General features: G+C 68.4%; 16 protein-coding genes. 12 read left to right on the top strand and 4 right to left on the bottom strand.

Features of this window, described 5'->3' with window-relative positions; all coding sequences use genetic code 11:
- The first annotated feature begins 49 nt into the window (after positions 1 to 49).
- From T333_RS21835 to T333_RS21800, 8 genes are all read left to right on the top strand, one after another.
- On the top strand, positions 50 to 2,329 hold the full coding sequence (locus T333_RS21835) for an ATP-binding cassette domain-containing protein (protein ID WP_496425653.1): 2,280 nt from the start codon (positions 50 to 52) through the stop codon (positions 2,327 to 2,329).
- Between the two features lie 264 nt (positions 2,330 to 2,593).
- On the top strand, positions 2,594 to 4,843 hold the full coding sequence (locus tag T333_RS21830; protein ID WP_496425652.1) for a pyruvate, phosphate dikinase: 2,250 nt from the start codon (positions 2,594 to 2,596) through the stop codon (positions 4,841 to 4,843).
- 5 nt (positions 4,844 to 4,848) lie between these two features.
- Positions 4,849 to 5,613 carry a tyrosine-protein phosphatase gene (locus tag T333_RS21825; RefSeq protein WP_496425651.1) on the top strand — a complete coding sequence of 255 codons (765 nt, stop codon included), beginning with the start codon at positions 4,849 to 4,851 and terminating at the stop codon, positions 5,611 to 5,613.
- Between the two features lie 195 nt (positions 5,614 to 5,808).
- Positions 5,809 to 6,690: a glycoside hydrolase family protein gene (locus tag T333_RS21820; RefSeq protein ID WP_496425650.1), complete on the top strand. Its 882-nt coding sequence runs from the start codon at positions 5,809 to 5,811 to the stop codon at positions 6,688 to 6,690.
- A 122-nt stretch (positions 6,691 to 6,812) separates the two neighbouring features.
- Positions 6,813 to 8,231 carry an L-fucose/L-arabinose isomerase family protein gene (locus T333_RS21815; RefSeq protein ID WP_496425649.1) on the top strand — a complete coding sequence of 473 codons (1,419 nt, stop codon included), beginning with the start codon at positions 6,813 to 6,815 and terminating at the stop codon, positions 8,229 to 8,231.
- Between the two features lie 25 nt (positions 8,232 to 8,256).
- Positions 8,257 to 9,741 carry an FGGY-family carbohydrate kinase gene (locus T333_RS21810; protein ID WP_496425648.1) on the top strand — a complete coding sequence of 495 codons (1,485 nt, stop codon included), beginning with the start codon at positions 8,257 to 8,259 and terminating at the stop codon, positions 9,739 to 9,741.
- A gap of 63 nt (positions 9,742 to 9,804) precedes the next feature.
- Entirely contained in the window at positions 9,805 to 10,257 is a 453-nt protein-coding gene (locus T333_RS21805; protein ID WP_496425776.1) for a thioredoxin family protein, read from the top strand.
- A complete protein-coding gene (locus tag T333_RS21800; RefSeq protein ID WP_496425647.1) occupies positions 10,254 to 11,270 on the top strand; it encodes a glycoside hydrolase family 172 protein in 1,017 nt (338 codons plus the stop codon). Before T333_RS21805 ends, T333_RS21800 begins: the two co-directional genes overlap by 4 nt.
- Here T333_RS21800 and T333_RS21795 read toward each other — a convergent pair.
- Entirely contained in the window at positions 11,261 to 11,713 is a 453-nt protein-coding gene (locus tag T333_RS21795; RefSeq protein ID WP_496425646.1) for a hypothetical protein, read from the bottom strand. The genes T333_RS21800 and T333_RS21795 overlap by 10 nt on opposite strands.
- A gap of 77 nt (positions 11,714 to 11,790) precedes the next feature.
- On the opposite strand from T333_RS21795, the gene T333_RS21790 reads away from it, so the two are divergent.
- Together T333_RS21790 and xylB are read left to right on the top strand one after the other, a co-directional pair.
- Positions 11,791 to 12,795, top strand: coding sequence for a zinc-dependent alcohol dehydrogenase family protein (locus T333_RS21790; RefSeq protein WP_496425645.1), 1,005 nt, complete (start codon positions 11,791 to 11,793; stop codon positions 12,793 to 12,795).
- Positions 12,792 to 14,189, top strand: a complete 1,398-nt coding sequence (gene xylB / locus T333_RS21785; RefSeq protein ID WP_496425644.1) for a xylulokinase — start codon at positions 12,792 to 12,794, stop codon at positions 14,187 to 14,189. The genes T333_RS21790 and xylB overlap by 4 nt, the downstream gene beginning before the upstream one ends.
- An 86-nt stretch (positions 14,190 to 14,275) precedes the next feature.
- Here xylB and T333_RS21780 read toward each other — a convergent pair whose 3' ends face one another.
- On the bottom strand, positions 14,276 to 16,669 hold the full coding sequence (locus T333_RS21780) for a tetratricopeptide repeat protein (RefSeq protein WP_496425643.1): 2,394 nt from the start codon (positions 16,667 to 16,669) through the stop codon (positions 14,276 to 14,278).
- 284 nt (positions 16,670 to 16,953) lie between these two features.
- Here T333_RS21780 and T333_RS21775 point away from each other — a divergent pair, with 284 nt between their 5' ends.
- Positions 16,954 to 18,819 (top strand): GMC oxidoreductase, encoded by a 1,866-nt coding sequence (locus tag T333_RS21775; RefSeq protein WP_496425642.1) that lies wholly within the window; start codon positions 16,954 to 16,956, stop codon positions 18,817 to 18,819.
- 104 nt (positions 18,820 to 18,923) lie between these two features.
- Here T333_RS21775 and T333_RS21770 read toward each other — a convergent pair whose 3' ends face one another.
- Positions 18,924 to 19,670, bottom strand: a complete 747-nt coding sequence (locus T333_RS21770) for a hypothetical protein (RefSeq protein ID WP_496425641.1) — start codon at positions 19,668 to 19,670, stop codon at positions 18,924 to 18,926.
- Positions 19,671 to 19,760: 90 nt separating this feature from the next.
- Between T333_RS21770 and T333_RS21765 the strand changes: the two genes are divergently transcribed.
- Entirely contained in the window at positions 19,761 to 20,351 is a 591-nt protein-coding gene (locus T333_RS21765) for a hypothetical protein (RefSeq protein WP_496425640.1), read from the top strand.
- A gap of 84 nt (positions 20,352 to 20,435) precedes the next feature.
- Here T333_RS21765 and T333_RS21760 read toward each other — a convergent pair whose 3' ends face one another.
- Positions 20,436 to 21,431 carry an extracellular catalytic domain type 1 short-chain-length polyhydroxyalkanoate depolymerase gene (locus T333_RS21760; protein ID WP_496425639.1) on the bottom strand — a complete coding sequence of 332 codons (996 nt, stop codon included), beginning with the start codon at positions 21,429 to 21,431 and terminating at the stop codon, positions 20,436 to 20,438.
- Between the last annotated feature and the right edge of the window lie 213 nt (positions 21,432 to 21,644).

The raw sequence follows: 21,644 nt of genomic DNA, 5'->3' as shown, positions 1-21,644 counted from the left end.
CGCGCAATGAGGACCGATCCAGACCTCATTCGTGCCTACCGTGGCGGTGGTGAACGCAGAGACCATCGAGATCGTCGGAGCACGGGTGCACAATCTGCGCGACGTGACCCTCCGAATTCCCAAGGGCAAGATCGTCGTCTTCACCGGGGTATCCGGGTCGGGCAAGTCGTCGGTGGTGTTCGGCACCGTCGCGGTGGAGTCGCAACGCCAGCTCAACGAGACCTTCACCTGGTTCATCCGCAACCGGCTGCCCAAGTACGAGCGCCCGGACGCGGACGTCATCGACAACCTGGCGCCCGCGGTGGTAGTCGACCAGAAACCGATCGGCGGCAATTCCCGCTCCACCGTCGGCACCATGACCGATATCCAGTCGATCATCCGCGTCCTGTTCTCCCGGCACGGCGTGCCGAGCGCCGGTGAGGCGACCCGGTATTCGTTCAACGACCCGCTCGGCATGTGCCCGGAGTGCGGCGGACTCGGCCACGTGGTGCGCGCGGATCTGGACAAGCTGCTCGACGCCGGAAAGTCGTTGAACGAGGGAGCGATTCGCTTCTCCCCCTTCGCGGTCGGCACCTTTCAGTGGCAGATCTACGCCGAATCCGGCCTCTTCGATCCGGACAAGCCGCTGCGCGACTTCACCGCCGAGGAGTGGCAATTGTTCCTGCACGGCAACGGTTTCCGGGTGCCGCGACTAAACAAGACCGGCTCCATGGGCCACAACGCCTACGAGGGCCTGCTGGAACGCTTCGACCGGCTCTACATCAAGCGGGACCTGAGCGCGCTCTCGGAGAAGAACCGGGCGGCGGCGATGGCGGTGGTCAGCGAACAGATCTGCCCGTCCTGCGATGGTGCGCGACTGAACGCGGCCGCGCTGGCGAGCCGGATCGGCGGACTCGGCATCGCCGACTACGGCCGGATGGAGGTGTCGGATCTCATCGAGACGCTCGCCGCGATCGACGATCCGGTGGCCGCGCCCATCGCGGGCGCCGCGATCGCCCGGCTGCGCCGCGTCGAGGACGTCGGCCTCGGGTACCTGTCCCTCGATCGCGAGACGTCCACGCTCTCCGGCGGCGAGGCACAGCGGCTCAAGGTCGTCCGCCACCTCGGGTCCAGCCTCACCGGCATGACCTACATCTTCGACGAACCGAGCGTCGGCATGCATCCGCGCGACGTGCACCGGCTGAACGACCTGCTGATCCAGTTGCGGGACAAGGGAAATTCGGTGCTGGTGGTGGAGCACTCCCCCGACGTCATCGCGGTCGCCGATCACGTGGTGGACATGGGTCCCGGCGCGGGCGCCGACGGTGGCACTGTGGTTTTCCAGGGCAGCGTCGAGAAGCTGCGCGCCTCCGGGACGCTCACCGGGGAACGGCTGCGCGAGACGCGACCGGTCAACAAGCGTCCGCGCACGCCCGCAGGCTGGCTCGCGGTGACGGGAGCCGACCGGTACAACCTGAAGAATGTGACCGCGCGGTTTCCGGTCGGCGTGCTCACCGCCGTGACCGGGGTGGCCGGGTCGGGCAAGAGCACGCTGGTGTCGGGCGCGTTCCTCGCGGCGCATCCGGACGCGGTGGCGGTCGACCAGTCGCCCATCGGCGGCTCGCGGCGGTCGAGTCCCGCGACATATCTCGGCATCATGGATCAACTGCGGCAGCTGTTCGCCAAAGCGCACGGCGTCAAGCCCGGACTGTTCAGCTTCAACTCCGCGGGCGCGTGCTCCGAGTGTCGCGGGGCCGGAATCATTTTCACCGACCTCGCCTATATGGATCCGGTGACCACGGTGTGCCAGACCTGCCACGGCCGCCGTTACCGGCCCGAGGTGCTCGGCTACCAGGTGCGCGGGGCGTCGATCGCCGATGCGCTGGACATGACGGCGTCCGAGGCGCTGGAGTTCTGGCACGAGCACGACGACGCGCGCATCCTGACGCCGCTGCGGGCGCTGGCGGACGTCGGCCTCGGCTACCTCCCCCTCGGCCGCGCGCTGAGCTCGCTCTCCGGCGGCGAACGGCAGCGCATCAAGCTGGCCGATCACCTGCACCGCCGCGGCGGGGTGTACGTGCTGGACGAGCCGACCACCGGGCTGCACATGGCCGACGTGGACACCCTCGTGACGCTGCTGGACCGCCTGGTGGACGGGGGCAACACGGTGATCGTCATCGAGCACGACCTGGAGGTGGTCAAGCGGGCCGATTGGATCGTCGACCTGGGGCCGGACGGCGGCAAGCACGGCGGTGAGATCGTCTTCGCCGGGACGCCGACGGAGCTCTTGGCGGATCGACGGTCCATCACCGCGGACTACCTGCGCCGCAGCCTGACCGACGCGACATAGGCGTACCTCCGCATTCGCTCCGGCCATGCGCGGGCAGGGACGGACATCGGACCTGCTGGCCGCGCCCGGCAGGTCCGATGTCGTCCTGCTGACCGGGACGACGGGTACGCACGTACCGACACCCGCGGGCAGGCTGAAAGTCGCGCCGATCCCGTGCCGTTCGCCGGGCACGCCGGTGTGCCGTTCCGCTGGCACGCCGGTCATCGGCCCGCGTCCCCGCCGACCGCGGTGGTGAGTCGAGAACGTGAACCCAGAAGGAGTGACATGACGATCGGAGTGGAGCCCGTGGAGCGACCCGAACGCGCCGCCCCGGAGAGCACCGCACCGTCCGTTGCCGAACTCGACGGCACCTGCGGCCTGAGCCGCGACCGCATCGGAGGCAAGGCGTGGAGCGTCGACCACATGCGGGCGCTCGGCCTGCCGGTGCCGCCCGCGTTCGCCGTCACGACCGAGGGCTGGGCCGACTTCCGCGCGCGCGGCTCTCTCAGCGAGGAGATCTGGCTCCAGGTGCGAGCGGGCGTCGCGGCGCTGGAGCGCGGCACCGGCCGACGTTTCGGCGACACCGAACGTCCGCTGCTGGTGTCGGTGCGCTCCGGCGCGGCCGTGAGCATGCCCGGCATGATGGACACGGTTCTCAACCTCGGCATCAACGACGACGTCGAGCGCGCGCTCGCCGCCGAGACGCGCAATCCCGGGTACGCCGCCGACACCCACGGCCGGTTCCGCTCGCAGTACCGCGAGATCGTGCTCGACGATCCGCTGGGCACGGTCCCGCGCGATCCGTGGGAACAGCTGCGCGGCGCCGTCGCCGCGGTCTTTCGATCCTGGGATTCCGCGCGCGCCAGAACTTATCGCCGCAGCCGCGGTGTCTCCGACGATCTCGGGACCGCGGTCACGGTGCAGGCCATGGTGTTCGGCAACCTGGACGCGCTCTCCGGCACCGGCGTGCTGTTCACCCGCAATCCGAACACCGGTGAGCGCGCCGTGTTCGGCGAATGGCTGGTCGGCGGCCAAGGCGAGGACGTCGTCTCCGGCCGCACCACCCCGCGACCGCTGGACGACCTCGCGGTCACCATGCCCGACGTGCACGGGCAGCTGCTCGCCGCCGCGAACCTGCTGGAACGGGACGGCCGCGATATCCAGGACATCGAATTCACCGTGGAGTCCGGCAGGCTGTGGCTGTTGCAGTCGCGGCCCGCGAAGCGGTCGGCTCGCGCGGCGGTGCGCGCCGCTGTCGCCATGGCTGGCGAGGGACTCATCGATCCGGCGACGGCGCTGTCGCGCGTCGACGCCGAGCAGGTGCGCACCGTGCTGCGACCCGCCTCGGGCATCGAGACCGATCAGCCGCCGCTGGCCCGCGGCGAGTCGGCCTGCCCCGGACTGGCGTCCGGCATCGTCGTCACCGATCCCGACGAGGCCGAAACCCGCGCCGCCGCAGGCGAAGACGTCGTCCTGGCGCGACCGACCACCAGTCCCGACGACCTGCACGGCATGATCGCGGCGCGGGCCATCGTCACCGAACTCGGCGGAGCCACTTCGCATGCCGCGCTGGTCAGCCGGGAACTGGGCAGGCCGTGCGTGGTCGGCTGCGGGCCGGGCGTGGTGGCGGCGCTGGCCGGACGAGTGGTCACCGTGGATGGCGGTGCGGGCGCGGTGTGGCCTGGCGAGGTCACCGGAAAAGCGGTGGAGGACACTGTGCTCGAGGACGTCGCGCAGCTCGCGCGCTGGGCCGCGGTTCATCCGGACGAACTGGTCGGACTGCTCGCCACACGGGACGGCGAAAACGCCTTCCCGGCAACCGGTTCGGCCGAAAATGGACACATGACAGCAGGGACTTCGCCTGCGTCCGACGAGGCTCTGCCGCACACCACCCCGCGCGGCAGCCGGACGCAGCAGCACACCACCCCCGACCTCGACCTCCTTCGCCTGATCGGCATCAAGGGCCGGGTCGCCCCCGACGCCGTCGCGGACAGCCTGGCGGGTGACGCCACCGAAACCGGAGAGCGCTGTGCGGATCTCGTCGCTCGTGGTCTGTGCGCGAGCACTCCGGTCGGCGTGCGTCTCACGCCGGAGGGACGCGCCGAACTCACCCGCCTGCTCGCCGCGGAACGACAGACGGTGGATCCCAGCGTGATCGCCACCGCCTACGACGAATTCTGCGCGTTCAACGCCGAACTCAAGGAGATAATCACCGCCTGGCAGATGAAGGACGCCGCGACCGTCAACGACCACGCCGACGCCGCCTACGACGCCGCGGTGCTGGATCGGCTGCGCACCGTGCACGGCCAAGTCGTGCCACTGGTGCGCCGGATCGGCGAGATCGCGCCCCGGTTGTCCCGGTACGCGGGCCGCTTGGACCGGGCGGTCGAGCGCATCGACGGCGGCGACCACACCTGGGTGGCGCGTCCGATCATGGACAGCTACCACACCGTGTGGTTCGAGTTGCACGAAGACCTCATCGGTCTGTGTGGGCTCAGCCGCGCCGACGAGGCCGCGGCGGGCCGGGCCCACTGACCGCCATGCACACCGACAGTTCCCCGCGGCGATGGGTCGACTTCGCCGAGATCGACAATGTCCGCGACCTCGGCGGGCTGCCCGTGTCGGGCGGCGGCGTCACCCGGTTCGGCACGGTGTACCGGGCAAGCACTCCGCAGCATCTGACCGAGGACGATCTGATCCTGCTGACCGGGCAGGTGGGCCTGCGCACGCTGATCGACCTGCGCAATCCCGACGAGGTCGAGCGGGAGGGCTACGGCCTGCTCGGGGCCGCGGCCGTCCGGCTGGTGAACCTGCCCGTGCGCAAGGCGGCCGCCACCACGGCCACCCCCGCCGACCTCGTGCCCGACGCCAAGCACTACGACCTGGTCGCGCTTTATCGCGAACTACTGGACGGCAGTGTGGAATCCGTCTTGTCCGCTATCCGGCTGATCACCGACACCTCACAACATTCGGTGGTCTTCCACTGCGCCGCGGGCAAGGACCGCACCGGTGTGCTCGCCGCGGTGCTGCTGGACGCCGTCGGCGTGCCCGCGGAGTTCATCGCCGCGGACTACGCCCTCTCCGGCGAACGGATGGCACGGGTGCGTGCCCGCCTCGACGCCCTGCCGTCGTACCACGGCCTACCTCCGGTGCGCACCGGAATCCTCGCGGTGGAACCGACCGTGATGAGCCAGTTCCTGAACCGGCTGCACGCCGACCACGGCGGCGCGGCGGGTTGGTTGCGCGCCCACGGCCTCACCGACCGCGAGCTGACCGAACTGCGTCGGGTGCTGGTCGAGAACTAGGCGGACGTCCGCCTCCGCTCCGGAAATGCGCGGACCACCGACGGACGCCGTCCGGCCCCGACCAGGCGTACCTCCGCCTCGTCCGGGCAGTGGTCGGCGGCTCGGCCGCTGGCCGTGGCCGGGAAGCCGCCCTCGTCCGCGCCAACTAATCGCCAACCGATCCCGCCGTGCCGGGCGCGGCGGGATCATGGTCGTATGGCGACGCGGGAAGTGGTCCGGGCGGGCCGGTTCACGAACATCTACGATCCGAGCGCGGGTGCGGCGCACCCGTGGTACATCAACGACCACACGATCGTGCGGGATCGGGATGGCGGATGGCACCTGTTCGGCATCACCCACCCCGAGCCCGCCGATCCGTTCCACGAGATCGAGTTCGCGCATGCCACCGCGCCCGATCTGCTCGGCCCGTGGACGAAACAAGAGCCCGCGCTGACGGTCGATCCCGGATACCACGGCGAGACCCATCTCTGGGCGCCGTACGTGATCCGTTTCGGCACAACGTACTTCATGTTCTACGCGTCGGGCGGACCGGACCGCACCCGGGCGGCCATCAACCTCGCCACCTCCACCGACCTGGTCCGCTGGGAGCGCGCGCCCGGCGGGCCGCTGTTCCGCGACGGCTACGACGCCCGCGACCCGATGGTGCTGCGCATCGGCGAGAAGTGGGCCATGTACTACTGCGCGACGAGCGCGCCGGAGGGCGGTCACCACGTGGTCGCCTACCGGCTCAGCACCGACCTGTGGCGCTGGGGCGAGCGGCACATCGCCTACGCCGATCCGACGATCGGCACCGAGGCGGGCAACACCGAGTCGCCGTTCGTGGTGCGCCACGACGACCGCTGGTACCTGTTCATCGGCCCGCGGCCCGGCTACGTCGGCACGGATATCTTCCGCAGCGACAACCCGTTTCGCTTCCGCATCGGCGACAAGATCGGGCACGTGGCCGCGCACGCCGCCGAGGTCGTCCGGCACGCGAACCGCTGGTGGGTCAGCAGCGCGGGCTGGGGACAGGGCGGTGTCCACCTGGCGCCGCTCACCTTCCCGCCGCCGCCCGCGGGCATCGCCGTGCCGCGCTGAGCCCGGTGCCTTTGTGACGATCCCGGCTCCGTTACGCCGAAAAGGCGCCGATCCGGCTGGGTCGCCTGGTATCTGTTGAGCGAGTCGACTATCCGCCCACCCACCCTCGGGGAGGTAACGGCATGGCCCGTATCGGCGTGATCAGCATTTCCGACGGCCGCGACTATGTGCACACCGGCATCGCGGACTTCATCCGCACCACCGAGGACCGTCTCGTCGCCGCACTGACCGAGGCGGGCCACGAGGTGGTGCGCGGCACGGACATCATCAGCGACAACGCGCTGGCCGGATCGGTGGCGCGCCAGGTGGCCGCGTCGGGCGTCGACCTCACCGTGCTGCACTACGCCGTCTGGGCTTTCCCGCACTTCAGCATGCTCGCCGCGGGCGCGACACCCGGTCCGCTGCTGTTGCTCTCGAACATCGACCCGGTGCAGCCGGGGATGGTCGGAATGCTCGCGGCGGGCGGCGCGCTGGATCAGATCGGTCGCGCGCACACCCGATTGTGGGGGGACCCGGAGGATGCCGCGCTGATCGAGGCGATCGGGGTGCGCGCCACGGCGGCCGCGGCGGTCTCGGCGTTGCGCGGCAGCACTTTCGGGCGCTTCGGCGGGCGACCGATGGGCATGAACACCGCCGTCGCCAACACCGATCAGTGGCAGCGGCTGTTCGGCATCGACGTCGAGGAGATCGACCAATGGGAGATCGTGCGGGGGGCCGAGCGCGCCGACGCCGGTGAGGCCAAGGCCGCGCGGGAGTGGCTGGAACGCCACGCCACCGTGCACTACGACGGCGCGAAACTCACCCCGGAACTGCTGGAGCGACAGATCCGCTCGTACCTGGCCGTGCGTGAGCTGATCGCGCAGTGGCGGCTGGATTTCTCCGGGATCAAGGGCCAGCCGGAGCTCACCCAGTACTTCGCGACGATGGACGTCACCGAGGCGTTCCTCAACGACCCCTACGACTGGAACGGTCCCAAGGAGACCCACGTCTGCGCCACCGAGGCCGACATGGACGGCGCGCTCACCATGCAACTGCTCAAGCACCTCGCGCGGACCCCCGTGCTGTTCGCCGACGTCCGGCACTACCACGCCGATCGCGACATCTGGGACCTGTGCAATTCCGGTCAGCACGCGACCTGGTTCGCCGCCCGCAGCGCCGATCCGGCGGAGAACCTCGCCCGGGTGCACCTCTATCCGGAGGTGTTCTTCTTCCCGGCGGGCGGCGCGTCGGTGCACCACCTCGCCGCGCCGGGCACGATGACTCTGGCCCGGCTGACCCGCAAGGACGGCGACTACCGAATGCAGCTGATGCTCGGCGAGTTCGAGACCTACGACGAGCAGACCAACGAATCGCTGATGAAACAGTCCACCAGGGAGTGGCCGCACGCGTTCGCCCGGCTCGACGCGCGCGCCGAGGATTTCCTGTCCCGCTTCGGCGCCAACCACATTCACGGTGTGCCGGGCGACCACCGTGCGGCGGTGCGTGCGACCTGTGAGTTGCTCGGCGTCACGCTCGACGAGTTCACCCGCGACCCGCGATGACCGCGCCCGGTCACCAGGAAGGGTGGTGAGCGTGTTCCTCGGCATCGATATCGGCACCTCGGCCTCCAAGGGCGTGCTGGTGCGCGCGGACGGCACGGTGGTCGCGAGAGCCGAACGCGCCCATGCCGTCTCGACGCCGCGTCCGGGGTGGGTGGAGCACGACGCGGAGACGGTGTGGTGGTCGGATTTCATCGCGATCACCACCGAGCTGGTGGCGGCGGGCGTGACCGGCATCGACGGTCTCGCGGTGTCCGGTATCGGGCCGTGCATGCTGCCCGCCGACGGCGCCGGAAATCCGTTGCGGCCTGCCGTCCTCTACGGCGTCGACACTCGCGCAACGGCCGAAATCGCCGAACTGAACGCGGAATTCGGTGCTGACGCCGTACTGGAGCGAGCCGGTTCGCCGCTGACGAGTCAGGCGGTCGGACCCAAACTCCGCTGGCTGAGGCGGCACGAACCGCAAGTGGCCGACCGTACCGAGCTGCTGCTGATGGCGAGTTCCTTTCTCGTGCACCGCCTCACGGGCCGATACGTGCTCGATCACCAATCCGCCAGCCAGTGCGTGCCGCTCTACGATCTACGCAAGCGGGAGTGGGCGGCGGACTGGGCCGAGGCGGTCGCGCCCGGATTGGCGCTGCCCGAACTGGCCTGGCCCACCGAGATCGTCGGCCGGGTGAGCACGGCGGCCGCCGCGGCGACGGGCCTGCCCGCGGGTCTTCCGGTCACCACCGGAACCATCGACGCCTGGGCCGAAGCCGAGAGCGTCGGCGTGCGCGCGCCCGGCGACGCCATGATCATGTACGGCACCACCATGTTCCTGGTGCAGGTGCTGACCGAGCCGGTCCCGCATCCGGGCCTCTGGGGAACCTGTGGAACATGGCCGGGCACATACACTCTCGCGGCGGGCATGGCCACCTCCGGCGCGGTCACCGAATGGCTGCGCGATCTGGTCGGCGGCGACTACACCGAGCTGGTGACCGAGGCCGCAGCGGTGCCCGCGGGCAGCCGCGGGCTGCTGGCGCTCCCCTATTTCGCGGGCGAGCGCACCCCGCTGTTCGATCCCGACGCGCGCGGCGTCGTGGCGGGGCTGACGTTGCGCCACGGCCGCGCCGAGTTGTACCGCGCGGCGCTGGAGTCGATCGCCTACGGCGTCCGGCACAACCTGGAGGCGATGACCGAGGCGGGCGGGCAGGCGCGGCGGCTGGTCGCCGTCGGCGGCGGCACCAAGGGCGGACTGTGGACGCGGATCGTCTCCGAGGTCACCGGACTACCCCAGCAGCTGCCCGCCGATACCATCGGCGCGTGCCTGGGCGACGCCATGCTGGCTGCCACCGCGGCCGGTCTCGACACCTCGGCGTGGAACCCGGTGGCCGACACCGTCGTCCCTGATCCGGCGCACACCGCCGGCTACGAGCCGTACTACCGGCGCTATCGCGAGCTCTACACCGCGACGGCCGAGATCGCGCATTTCCTGGCGGCCGAGCAACGCCGGGCGCACCCGCCTTCCTGATCCTCGGACGTCGTGTCAGGATGCATGAGGCAGAACCGGCAGGGAGGACCCGAATTGCCCACAGTGACCTTGACAGAGCAGAACTTTCACCAAGTCGTCAACGGCAACCACATCGTGCTGATCGACTGGTGGGCGGGCTGGTGCGGCCCGTGCCGCCACTTCGCGCCCGTGTACGAGGCGTCGTCCGATCAGCATCCCGACATCGTGCACGGCAAGGTCGACACCGAGGCCGAAGTGGCGCTGACCGCGATGGCGCAGGTCGACCGGTATCCGACGCTGATGGCCTTCCGCGAGGGCCTGCTGGTGTACTCCGAGGCCGGATTCCTGCCCGCCGCCGATCTCGAGGAGGTCGTGCAGCAGGTGCGCTGGCTGGACATGGATCAGGTCCGCCGCGAGATGGCCGCGCAAGGCGGCTCCCCGCAGCAGGCCGAGCCCGTGGCGGCGTCCGTGGGCGGATCCGCCCGCATGGCCGGACCGGCGCGCGGACCCGTCCAGTACGGCTGGCCCGGGCTGTGACCGCGGCCGGGTCGCCATCGGAATTGTGGCGGCTCGATGCCGCGCGTACCCGGTCGATCAGCGCGGAGAATCCCACCGGCGCGCCCGGCATGGGGGCCCGCGCGACCGATGGCACCGGCGCACACGCCGCCCGTGATCTGGGCGTCGGATGGAAGGTCTCGCCGTCGATCCTGCTCGAGCCCGGCGACACCGCGCTCCTGGCCGACGTGCTCGGCCCGGGAGTGATTCGCCACTTCTGGCTGACGACCGACCGCACCGCACTGCGCGAGCTGACCCTGCGTATGCACTGGGACGACGCGGCGCGACCCGCCGTCCGGCTGCCGCTCGGCGACTTCTTCTGCAACGCGTGGGACGAGCTCGCACTGGTGAACTCGGAGATGATCGTGGTTGCCCCGGCGGGCGGCCTGAACAGCTACTGGCCCATGCCTTTTCGCCGAGGCGCGCGGATCACGTTGCACAACGGCTCCGACCGGGCGGTGCCCGTCTACTACCAGATCACCTACACCGAAGAGGACGTGCCCGACGAGGCCGGTTACCTGCACACCACGTGGCGCCGCAGCGCACCGCTGGGGAACCCCGCAGTGCACACCGTCCTCGACGGCGTCACCGGGCGCGGGCGTTACGTGGGCACCTATCTCGCCATCCGGCCCGGCGACCCGGGGTGGTGGGGCGAGGGCGAGCTGAAGTTCTATCTCGACGGCGACACCGACCACCCGAGCATCTGCGGCACCGGCACCGAGGACTACTTCGGCGGCGCGTGGAACTTCGACATCGACGGCCGCTACCGCACCTACTCGACGCCGTATCTCGGCCTGCCCCAGGTGCTTCCGCCCGACCGATGCTACGAGGCCGACCAGCGGTTCGGCATGTACCGGTGGCACGTGCGCGACCCGATCTGCTTCCACAGCGAGCTGCGCGTCACCGTGCAGGCGCTCGGCTGGTCGGATCCGGGGACCTACCTGCCGCTGGAACGCGCCGAGATCGCCACCACCGCATGGTGGTATCAGGACTGATCCAGCGCGGCGGCGTCCAGATCGCCCATCAGCTCGTCGGCGCGCGCCAGCGCCAGATCCAGTCCCGCCCCGAGGTCGTCGAGCATCGTCAAACCGCCGAGCAGCCCGGACAATTCGCTGCGCACCCGTTCGAGTTCCTCGATCGCCGGATCGACCGGAGACCAGACCGCGGCCTCGGACCATCCCGGAGCGTCGTCGAGCCAGGCGCACAGCAGGTCGCGGACCAGACAGTGATCGGAGGTGTAGAGCTCGAAGCTGCGCGGATCTTCACCGCCGCGGTGTTGGAGTTCGTATATTCCGTCGGGTAGGCGGCGAGCCCGGATCCAGTCTCCTGTGCCCCTGGCGAGTTCCAGGAACGGATGCTGGGGAACCGCCGCGCCGAACTCGGTCCGAACCTGGGTCGGGTCGGGATCGTCGGCTGGTCGACTCGGGTCCTCACGCACCGGGTCAGTCTGCCCGATCGCGAGCGCGAATACGCGAAATGCGACGCCGCACGACGCTCCGGGTGCAAGGTAGAGGGATGCGCGCGGTGGTCATCGAGACGCCAGGTCGTTGGTCCGTGCAGACCGTGCCGGATCCGGTCCCCGGTCCCGGCGCGGTGGTGGTGCGTGTCGCCGCGGTGGGTATCTGCGGCACCGACGCGCACATCGTGGACGGCGAGTTCCCGCCGACGCCGTATCCGATCGTGCCGGGGCACGAGTTCGCGGGCGAGGTGGTCGCCGTCGGCAACGAGGTGGTGGGCGTCGCGACGGGCGATCGGGTCGCGGTGGATCCCTCGCTGTTCTGCGGGGCTTGCCACTACTGCGCGATCGGCCGCGGCAATCTGTGCGAGCGCTGGGGCGCGATCGGCGACACGGTGGACGGGGCGATGGCCGAGTACGTCGCGGTGCCCGCCGCCAACTGCCACCGCCTGCCGGACTCGGTCTCACTGAGCCACGGCGCGCTGGTGGAGCCGCTGTCCTGCGCGGTGCACGCCTTCGACGTGCTGCCGCGTGCGCTCGGCGCCCACTATCTGCTCTACGGCGCGGGCACGATGGGGCTGTTGATGCTCCAGTTGGCGCGGGTGGCGGGCGCGGCGTCGGTGTCGGTCGTCGATCTGAACACCGCGCGGCTCACGGTGGCCGAGAAACTCGGCGCGGACGCGGTCAAGACCGAGGCCGAGAGCTTCGACCGTCCGCAGGGATGGGAGGTCGTCATCGATTGCACCGGCGCGATCCCCGCGATCGAGGACGGCTTGACCCGGGTCCGGCGCGGCGGGGTGTATCAGCAGTTCGGCGTCGCGCCCGGCGCGGCGACCGCCGCCTTCTCCCCGTTCCGGGTCTACAACGACGAGATCACCATCGTCGGTTCGATGGCGGTGCTGCACAGTTTCGGACGAGCGGTGGAGTTGATGGGCAAGGGCGTGATCGACGCCGACACCATGATCACCCACGGCTTCGCGCTCGACGAATTCGCCGACGCGCTCACGGCTTTCCGCGAGGGCGTGGGTCGCAAGATCCAGATCCGACCGGACCGGTCCGGATGACGCGGGTGGCCGGGGTGGACAGCTCCACCCAGTCGTGCAAGATCGTCGTCTGCGACGCGGCGACCGGTGCGGTGCTCGAGCGAGGCGCCGCACCGCATCCCGACGGCACCGCGGTGCCCGCCGAGGCCTGGTGGGACGCGCTGCGCGCCGCGGGCGACGGGCTGCTCGATCGGGTCGACGCGATCGCGGTGGCCGGGCAACAGCACGGCATGGTGGCGCTGGACGCCGACGGCGTGCCGCTCCGAGACGCGCTGCTGTGGAACGATATTCGCTCGGCAGCGGCGGCCGAGGACCTCGTTCGCGAGTTCGGCGGTCCGAGCGCGTGGGCCGATGCCGTGGGCAGCGTGCCGGTCGCCGCGTTCACCGTCACGAAGTTGCGCTGGTTCGCCGATCACGAACCCGATCTGGCCGACCGGGCCCGGCGAATCCTGCTGCCGCACGACTATCTGACCTGGCGGCTGCGCGGCCGCGACGCCGAACCCGTCACCGACCGCGGCGACGCCTCGGGCACCGGCTACTGGTCGCCCGCGGCGGAGAGCTACCGAGAAGATCTGGTATCTCTCGCTTTCCGTGGGCGAACACCGCTGCTGCCGAGGGTGCTCGGGCCCGCCGAATCCGCGGGCCGCACCGCCGCGGGCGCACTGGTCGCGGCGGGCACCGGCGACAATGCCGGTGCCGCATTGGGATTGGGCCTCGAGCCCGGCGACGTCGTGATGTCCCTCGGCACCAGCGGCACCGTCTACGCGCGCGGCAGCGCTCCCAGCGCCGACCCCTCCGGCGCCATCGCGGGGTTCGCCGACGCGACCGGTTCGTTCCTCCCGCTGGTCTGCACGCTCAACGCGGCGCGCGTGCTCACCGCCTCCGCGCGACTTCTCGGTGTCGACCTGGCCGGACTGGAAGCCCTTGCGGCCCAGGCTCCCCCGGGGGCCGATGGACTCGTCCTGCTCCCCTACCTCACGGGCGAACGCACCCCGAACCTGCCGCACGCGGCGGGCAGTCTGCACGGTCTGCGTCCACGTACCATGCATCCCTGGCACCTGGCCCGCGCCACCTACGAGGGCATGCTCTGCAACCTGGCCGACGCCCTCGACCGCCTCGTCGCCACCGGCATCGCACCGCGCTGCATCCTCCTCATCGGCGGCGCCGCCCGCTCCTCCCTCGTCCGCGCGATCGCCGCGCAGATCCTCGGCCGTCCCATCACGATCCCCGAACCCGAGGAATACGTCGCCCTCGGCGCGGCCCGCCAAGCCGCCTGGGCCCTCGCGGGCACGCCCGCTCCTCCGCGGTGGCCGAGCCGCAGGGCCGTGGAAATCCACGTCTCCGCGGCGGGCGCGGCCACGGGGCAGGCCATCCGCGACACTTATGCCCGCGCCAGGGACGCCCTCTACGGTTGAGCGGTGCCCAGGGCCAAGTCGCGCCGCGCCCCTGTCCAATTCGTCGGACACAACACAAGGCCTGCACTTTCACGCACCCCCTGGAGTCAACTCGTTTCCGGGTAGTGCACGGACATCTCATCCAGGTGAGCTCGGACTTCCACGGCACCGGGAAGGTCGAGGTCGTCCAGCAGCGTCAGCGCAGACGACCAGTGTGCGTAAGCCTCGCCCCGCCGTCCCTGAACGATCGCCGTATCGCCGAGTCCGCGGAAGGCACGGGCCTCCTCGGCGCAGCTGCCACACATCCGGGCGACGCCTGCGGCCTCATGGAACCGAGCTTCCGCCGCGTCGACATCGTCGGACCGAAGATGCACCTCCGCGAGGGTATTGAGGGCCATTGCCAGATCGAGATCCAGCCCGAGAGAACGAAATTCGGCGATCGCCGATTCGAGATGGCTGGACGCCTCCGGCATGCGGCGCAGGGACGCCAGAGATCCGGCGATCTCACGCAGCATGATCGCCGCGTTTCGGCGCAGTGACGTCCGGCGGTATACCGCCAGCGCAGTCCTGCCCTTGTCGACCGAGGCGACGTAGTCCCCTTCCAGGTGGTGGATCCACGCCTGATGCCCCAGGGTGTGGCTGGCGCTCACCTCGTCGTCGAGTTCGGTGAAGAGCTCGAGCGCCAGCTCGTACTGGTGGGACGCCGGTTCCAGGTCCCCGCGCATCGCGTAGGCCAGTCCGAGGTTGTTCCGGGTGGTTGCCTCCCACCAGATGTTTCCGGAGCGGCGCGCGCATTCGAGTGCGTATTCGTGGGTCGAGATCCACGGTTCGAAGCGGCAAGTGAGGAAGAAGTATCCGCGCAGGATATGCGCCAAGTGCCAACAATACTCGTCGTCGCAGCGTTCGAATGCCGATCGGACCAACGAGACCAGCGCGGTCTCCTCTTCTTCGAACCATTCGAGCGCCGACGTCGCGTCGGCCATCGGGCTCACCCGCTCGAAGCGGTGCAAGTGGTCGGGCAACGGCATCCGATTGCGGTGCGGCGCGACGACGCTGTCCGCGGCATCGGCGAGACCGATATAGAGCTCGGTGAGTCGCCTCGACGCAGCATCACGCTCGTCCGACGACACCACGGCCGCCAACTCGTGGGTGCCCAAATCACGAAGCAAATCGTGCATACCGTAGCGCTCCCCGCCGCCAGGTGTGAGAAGGTGCACGTCCCACAGCTTGTCGAGTTGGCGCTCGGCCTCGACTACCGAGGTATCGCCGAGGGCCGCGACCGCCGCCGGTGTGAACCTTTGCCCGGGATGCAACGACAGGAGCCGGAACGTGCGGCGTTCCGGCTCGCCCAGCTCTCCGAGCGCGGCGCGCAGAACCACATCCACGCTCCGCTCCCCGTCCGTCAGCGCGCGAAGACCACCGGGTCGCGCTGTGAGGTGTTCACGCACGCCGCTCAGACCGAGATGCGGCTTACGCCGATACATCCCTGCCGCAACGTGAATCGCGAGCGGCAGATCGCCGCATCGCTCGACGACCTGCTCGACATCACGATCATCGCGCGGCTCACCCGCCGGATTCTCCGGCGGCACCAATTCCCGCAACAGATTCTGTGCGTCGTGGCGTCGCAGCGGAGGGAGGTCGATGTGCAGAGCCGCATCCAGAGCCGCGAGCCGGTGGCGAGTGGTGATGATCACCGCGCACTCGGGTGCGGACGGGATGGCTTGTTCGACCTGATCGGTGCTTCTGACATTGTCCAGCACCAACAGAATTCGTTTCCCTCGCATCCGCCCCTGGTAGAGCGCCGCGCGTTCGGCCACGGTCGCGGGCATCGTCTTGCCGTCGACCTGCAGGTGGCGAAGGAGCCACTCCAAGAGGTCTTCGCCGCGCGTCGGTCTCAGGCCGACCGTATCGCCGCCGAGATCCCGGTAGACGCAACCGTCTGGGAACGTCGAAGACAGTTCGTGGGCCGCGCGAAGAGCAACAGCAGTTTTGCCGACGCCCGCCATACCTCGGACGACGCCGACTTGCGCCGTCCTTTCCCGACGTTCTCTCGGCGACAGCGCCGCGATCATCGCGGATACCTCGGTGTCGCGACCGACGAGCAGAGGGGCCGGTGGTAAGCCGAGCTCCGCGAGTGACACCGTCCGTGCGGCGCTGACCGGTGGCTGCGGAATCGCTTCGAGCAAGGCGCCGCCGGTGCGGAGCACTTTCTCGCACGCCGCGGCGAACTCCGGGGAAACCGGTCGCTTGCCCGCCTCGATGCGGCTGACAACCGACTTGTCGCGATGGATGAGTTCGCCGAGCTTCTCCTGGGAAATCCCCCGCCGCTCACGCCACCGTTTGAGTTCGAGACCGAATGCCTGGCGTGGCGTCGGCGTCGCAGGACCGGCATCTCCCGATAGTGGCTTTCGGGGCGTGCTGCCACCTGTTTCGCGCCGTGACGATGTTGCGCGTTGCGGTTCGACTGGCATAGCGCAACCCCTCCTGTTCGCCGTCCGCACTACTCAAAATTGGCAGTTGCCAAGCGCATCCATTGTCGCCAACCGATCAGCGGCGGCCAAGACCCGAAGGGGAGCAGAGCAGTGCGAACAACGATCGACGCATTACGACGGCGGGGTAGCTGCACCGTAAGTAGCGGTGTAGACGGAAAGTACCTTCTCGGTCGAATCACCGCGCTGCTGGCCGGATTGGTTCTCGCCGTGGGGATGGTGCTGGCCGCGAGCCCGGAGGCAGCTGCTCAGCCGCACCCGACCCCTGCGGCACCGGTCGCCTGGCAGCCGAATGGATGCAGTTCCCCCTTGGGGGACAGGCCTTTCGGTGGACCGAGCTTTCGTTCTGCCTGCAACCAGCACGACGCGTGCTATCACTACCATTCCGCCGACTTCTTCACCTGCAACGACCGCTTCGAACGGGACATGTTGCGAATCTGCGGCAACAACAGCGGATGCCGCTTCTGGGCTTTCGCCTACTCGGGCTCGGTCAAGACCCTCGGGTGGCCTTTCTACGCCTGCCGCTGCGATCCGGCCATCTGGCCCCACCAACGGTAGCCAGGCCCGCAAAACGCTTCTCGCACCATTCTTTTCATCGAGACGGACAGCTGAACATGGTCGAATCCTCTGCACGCGCGAAGTTCGATGTGGTCGTCGTCGGTAGCGGATTCGGCGGAGCAATGGTCGCGTATCGGCTGATCAACGCTGGTGCACGGGTACTGATGATCGAGCGAGGCGACTGGGTCGACCGAGGCCCGGCCTCCTGGCGACACGAGGCAACGCTCGAGATGACACCGAGCTACGCGATGGACATCCCGTATCGCTGCGAACGTGGCGGGCACGGTACGAGAATCGGCAGCTACGCATGCGTTGGAGGGCCGTCGGTGTACTACGGCTGCGTCGCGATACGGTTTCGTGAGAAAGACTTCACCGGCGATCCCGAGATCGTGTCGACCTCCGCTGCCGCATGGCCATTCGACTACGACAGCATCGAGCCGTTCTACGGGGAGGCCGAGGAACTGTTCGGCGTCAGCGGCGACGACAGCGGAGACCTGACCGCGCCGCGACGGTCACGACCGTTCCCCCATTCCCCCGGTCGACTGGCGCCCATTTCGAGGCAATTGGCGGACGCGTCCGGCTCGATGGGCCTTTCACCGTTCCGTCTGCCGCTCGCGATCAACTACACCGCGACGACAACACAGGCCGGCTGCGTAGCCTGCCGGACCTGCGACACCTACGCGTGCGCGATCTCTGCGAAGAACGACGTCGCGACGAGGATCATCGCGCCGCTGCTGCAGCGTGGGCTGACGTTGTGGACCAGAAGTGTCGCTGTCCGCTTGGTCGCGGACCGTGACCGGGTGCGACACGCCCTGGTGGTGCACCGCGACAAGCCCGAACGAGTCGCCGTCGAGGCCGACCGATTCGTACTCGCCGCAGGCGCTCTGGGCTCGCCTCATCTCGTGCTGGCATCGGAACTCGACAAGTTGTCACCGGCGCGTGCCGCCGTCGGCCGCTATCTGATGCGCCACGCGAACGCCATGGTCTATGGAGTGTTTCCACGACGTCCCGACCCGGAGCGCCGCTTCCACAAGCAACTCGCATTGCACGACTGGTACTTCGGCGATCCGAACGCCGCACGGCCGTTGGCCAAACTCGGCAGCGTCCAACAGATCATGACCCCGCCGCGACCACTCGTTCGGGCGTATCTTCCGGTGGGGACGAAGCGCGTGCTCGGCGCTATGACCGAACAGTTGACCGGTCTGCTGTGTATCGCCGAGGATCAACCGCGCCGGGAGAACGGCGTCCGCGTCGACTGGGCCACGCGGGACACCTACGGGTTGCCTCAGCTCGTTATCGATACGAGCTACTCGGCGCGCGACGAGCTCGCCATCGGCACGCTTACCAGGCGGGCCCGCGCAGTGCTCGAGAAGACGGGCGCGACTTTCTCCTATACGCACCGGGTGCGTACGTTCTCGCATGCCGTCGGCACGCTGCGTATGGGAATCGACCCGAAGACATCGCCGCTCGATGAGCACTGCAAATTCCGCGGTCTGGCGAACCTTTGGGTGACCGACAGCAGCTCTCTGCCCATGTCGGCGGGAGTGAACCCGAGTCTGACGATCACCGCGAACGCGCTGCGCGCTGCGCAGTCGATCGTCTGACGTACCGAGCCGGCCACAACAACGACGCCCGTATTCGTCGGAGTGTTCAGTGGCCGGTCGCGTTGTGGTCCGGTCGGCGAGCCGAGTAATACATTGCCACCGGATCAGTGCGACTCGAAATGGATCAACCGACCACCCTGCAGGTAGCCGTTGTTGAAATGCGCGGAGAACACCATCAGCGTCACGACGCTCTTGCGGATCGCCTTCTTCTGTCGACGGTCGAAACCCTTCTCACCGATCCTGTCCAAGAACAACTGCGGCGCAGCTCCCGTGCCGTACGTGGTGAGGCCAGCGAAACAAAAGAGCCGTTTCTTCGAATTCGCCGACCAGGCATTGCGCGAGCATATGACGACACAGAGATCACGAGTCGGGCGCCCGTCGAAGAACTCGTGTCGATAATTCACTTCGGAGAAACCACCGATTCGTACCGTGCTGTTCGAAGCATCGATCGAAACCAGCGACGCGAGGCTCGGCCAAGTCAAGACATTGCGTGCACACTCGTTGGCATCCGGCCCGCCGAGCACGACCAGATCGTGATCACATTGGCTGGCCAGCCGCGCGGACATCTCTACTCGAAAGTCCTTGCGCGGATACCATTTTCCCAAGGCTGTGCCCACAGCGGCCAAGCCGCGAACCTCCCCTTCGGGGGCCAGCGTTCTGTGTGCGGCCGAAGTACCCCACCTCGACGGCGCGCTCGCGCCGGTCGTGCAGACGATATCGACGCGACACTTTTGACTGGAGTCGAAATCGATGAGCCTTCGCACACCGAAACCGCGAATCACCCGCTCGTAGAGAAGGGCGAGTACAGGCTGAAGACCAATGAATCCGAGGATAACCCCCACGATCTCCAATACACACCTCCGCTGGACACCGACCGCGCGGCGATGGTAAAGTTTTTACCCACAATGCGTGACACAACTCAGGCGATCAATGTATGCGCTATGCCCGATGCGCATACAGTGGGCAAGATCCTCGATCTTGCCCAATCACTGAACGCAGCTGGGCAACTTTTTCACGTCGATGGTACATCCCGCCATCCGCATCTGACAATATTCATGTCCCAGTTCGCAACGACGAATATCGACTCCTATCTCGATCACCTGAACAGATTGTCGATCGAGGGCCCTGTGCACGCTTCCGCCTTCGGCCTCACATTGTCCGCGAACGGGTACCTGGAAATCGGGTACAACAAGTCGACGATTCTGGAATCACTGCAACGTCGAGTCGCAGAGGTCGCGAACGGCCTCTGGACGCCGAGCGGGGATCCGGAAGAATCCGGGGCCTCGGAGCTGGAGAACCGCTATGAACGGACAGCCGGGTACAAGTTGTTCGGTGATCTATACCGACCGCATATCACGTTGGCCGCCTACGCCCGCGTCCCCGAGTTGACTTTTCCGCCGCTCCGAGACTTCCGAGCGTTCGACTTCCGCTTCGACGAGCTCGTCGTGGGCCGAACCGATCAGTACGGCAGCGTGATAGCGGTCGTCGACCGAATTCCGCTGCGATCCAAGCGATTCGGATACGGACCCTGATCGAATCGGTGCCCAGGCCGCTCCATCTCCGAAGCACTGACTCCCTGGACTTTCCGAAACGCTGGACGCATCGGGCCGTTGCCCTCAGCAGGCCTTCTGGGGACCGGTGAGTCGGTGTGCCATAAGGAAGTTCATCATCCGGCGCTGCAAGGTGAGTCCCGACGGTGACTGCATGAGCAGACCGCCGCCGATATGGTCCGGTCCGAGGGGTGTGACGAATTGTGCTAGCTCACAGTCGCTTTCGATGTAGTGCTCGATGGTCGCGGGGACCGGATCCGCGGTGGTGGTGACCGCGGTCGGCGTGTCGGCGAGGGTGAGGTTGCCCGCCAGCCGGTCGGCGCCGAGCCACTGCAGGATGTTGGCACGGCCGATCGGGTAGAGGCTGGTCTGATCCGCGAGGTCTTGCAGGAAGAAGGCCGGGACCGGGCGGGCCCGCGGGCCCATCGACGCGACGATGGTGGCGCCGGTGAGATCCGCTCCGGGCGGCTGCAGGCTCATGCCGTGCGGTCCACCCGCCATCGGGGCGATGGCGGCGTACAGATCCGGATACGCGGCCGCCATGGCGGTGCTCATACCGCCGCCCGCGGAGTAGCCGCCGACGTAGACGCGGGCGCGGTCGATCCCGAACTCCTGGATCAGGGTTTCGGTGATGCCGGCGACGATCGAGGGCTCACCGGTGTCGCGCTCCTGGTTGGCGGGATCGAACCAATTCCAGCACCAGCGTTCGTTGGCCTCCCTGGTCTGGATCGGGTACGCGAGGACGAAACCGAGCTCGTCGGCGATCCTGGTCAGCGAGAAGCCGTTGTCGGCCAATTGCGCTTCGGGGTCGGTGCAGCCGTGCAGGTAGATCATCAGGGGTTTGCCTGCCGTGTCACCCGGCGGCACATGCAGGTAGTAGCTGCGGGTGCCCGCCGCGTTGGTGTAGCTGCGCTCGGCGATATCGGCCGCGGACGCGCGCGGACTACCGAGGACGGCCAGACCCGAGGCGAGCAGCACGGCGACCATGGCCGCCAGCCGATTCCGAGAGATGACGCGGTCGATCAACTGCACTCCCCACACGAAAGCACCAACGACTCGCACCTCGGGCGATCCTTCGATGCGGGATCGGGCTCTGCCGAGCACCGGCTCCATCTGAAGGATAACCACTCCAAATGGGGCGGCCCGTGATCGGCGGGCCACGTCACCGGAACGAGTAACCGTTCCATTGCCCAGCCACCGATTTTCCGCGCCGAACCCACATCGGCCGCGTCGGCCGCAACGCCGCCCGAGAGCTTATACCTGGCCGTGGCGATT

It is taken from the genome of Nocardia sp. CNS-044, assembly GCF_059570515.1.
The sequence above is the reverse complement of the archived record's forward strand: the minus strand, read 5'-3'. Positions and strand labels throughout refer to the sequence as shown.

What these genes read in the sequence shown, in the direction of transcription:
- T333_RS21830 (WP_496425652.1), top strand. Translation starts at nt 2,594, where the DNA reads ATGACGATCGGAGTGGAGCCCGTGGAGCGACCCGAACGCGCCGCCCCG.
- T333_RS21825 (WP_496425651.1), top strand. Translation starts at nt 4,849, where the DNA reads ATGCACACCGACAGTTCCCCGCGGCGATGGGTCGACTTCGCCGAGATC.
- T333_RS21820 (WP_496425650.1), top strand. Translation starts at nt 5,809, where the DNA reads ATGGCGACGCGGGAAGTGGTCCGGGCGGGCCGGTTCACGAACATCTAC.
- T333_RS21815 (WP_496425649.1), top strand. Translation starts at nt 6,813, where the DNA reads ATGGCCCGTATCGGCGTGATCAGCATTTCCGACGGCCGCGACTATGTG.
- T333_RS21790 (WP_496425645.1), top strand. Translation starts at nt 11,791, where the DNA reads ATGCGCGCGGTGGTCATCGAGACGCCAGGTCGTTGGTCCGTGCAGACC.
- xylB (WP_496425644.1), top strand. Translation starts at nt 12,792, where the DNA reads ATGACGCGGGTGGCCGGGGTGGACAGCTCCACCCAGTCGTGCAAGATC.
- T333_RS21775 (WP_496425642.1), top strand. Translation starts at nt 16,954, where the DNA reads ATGCAGTTCCCCCTTGGGGGACAGGCCTTTCGGTGGACCGAGCTTTCG.
- T333_RS21765 (WP_496425640.1), top strand. Translation starts at nt 19,761, where the DNA reads ATGCCCGATGCGCATACAGTGGGCAAGATCCTCGATCTTGCCCAATCA.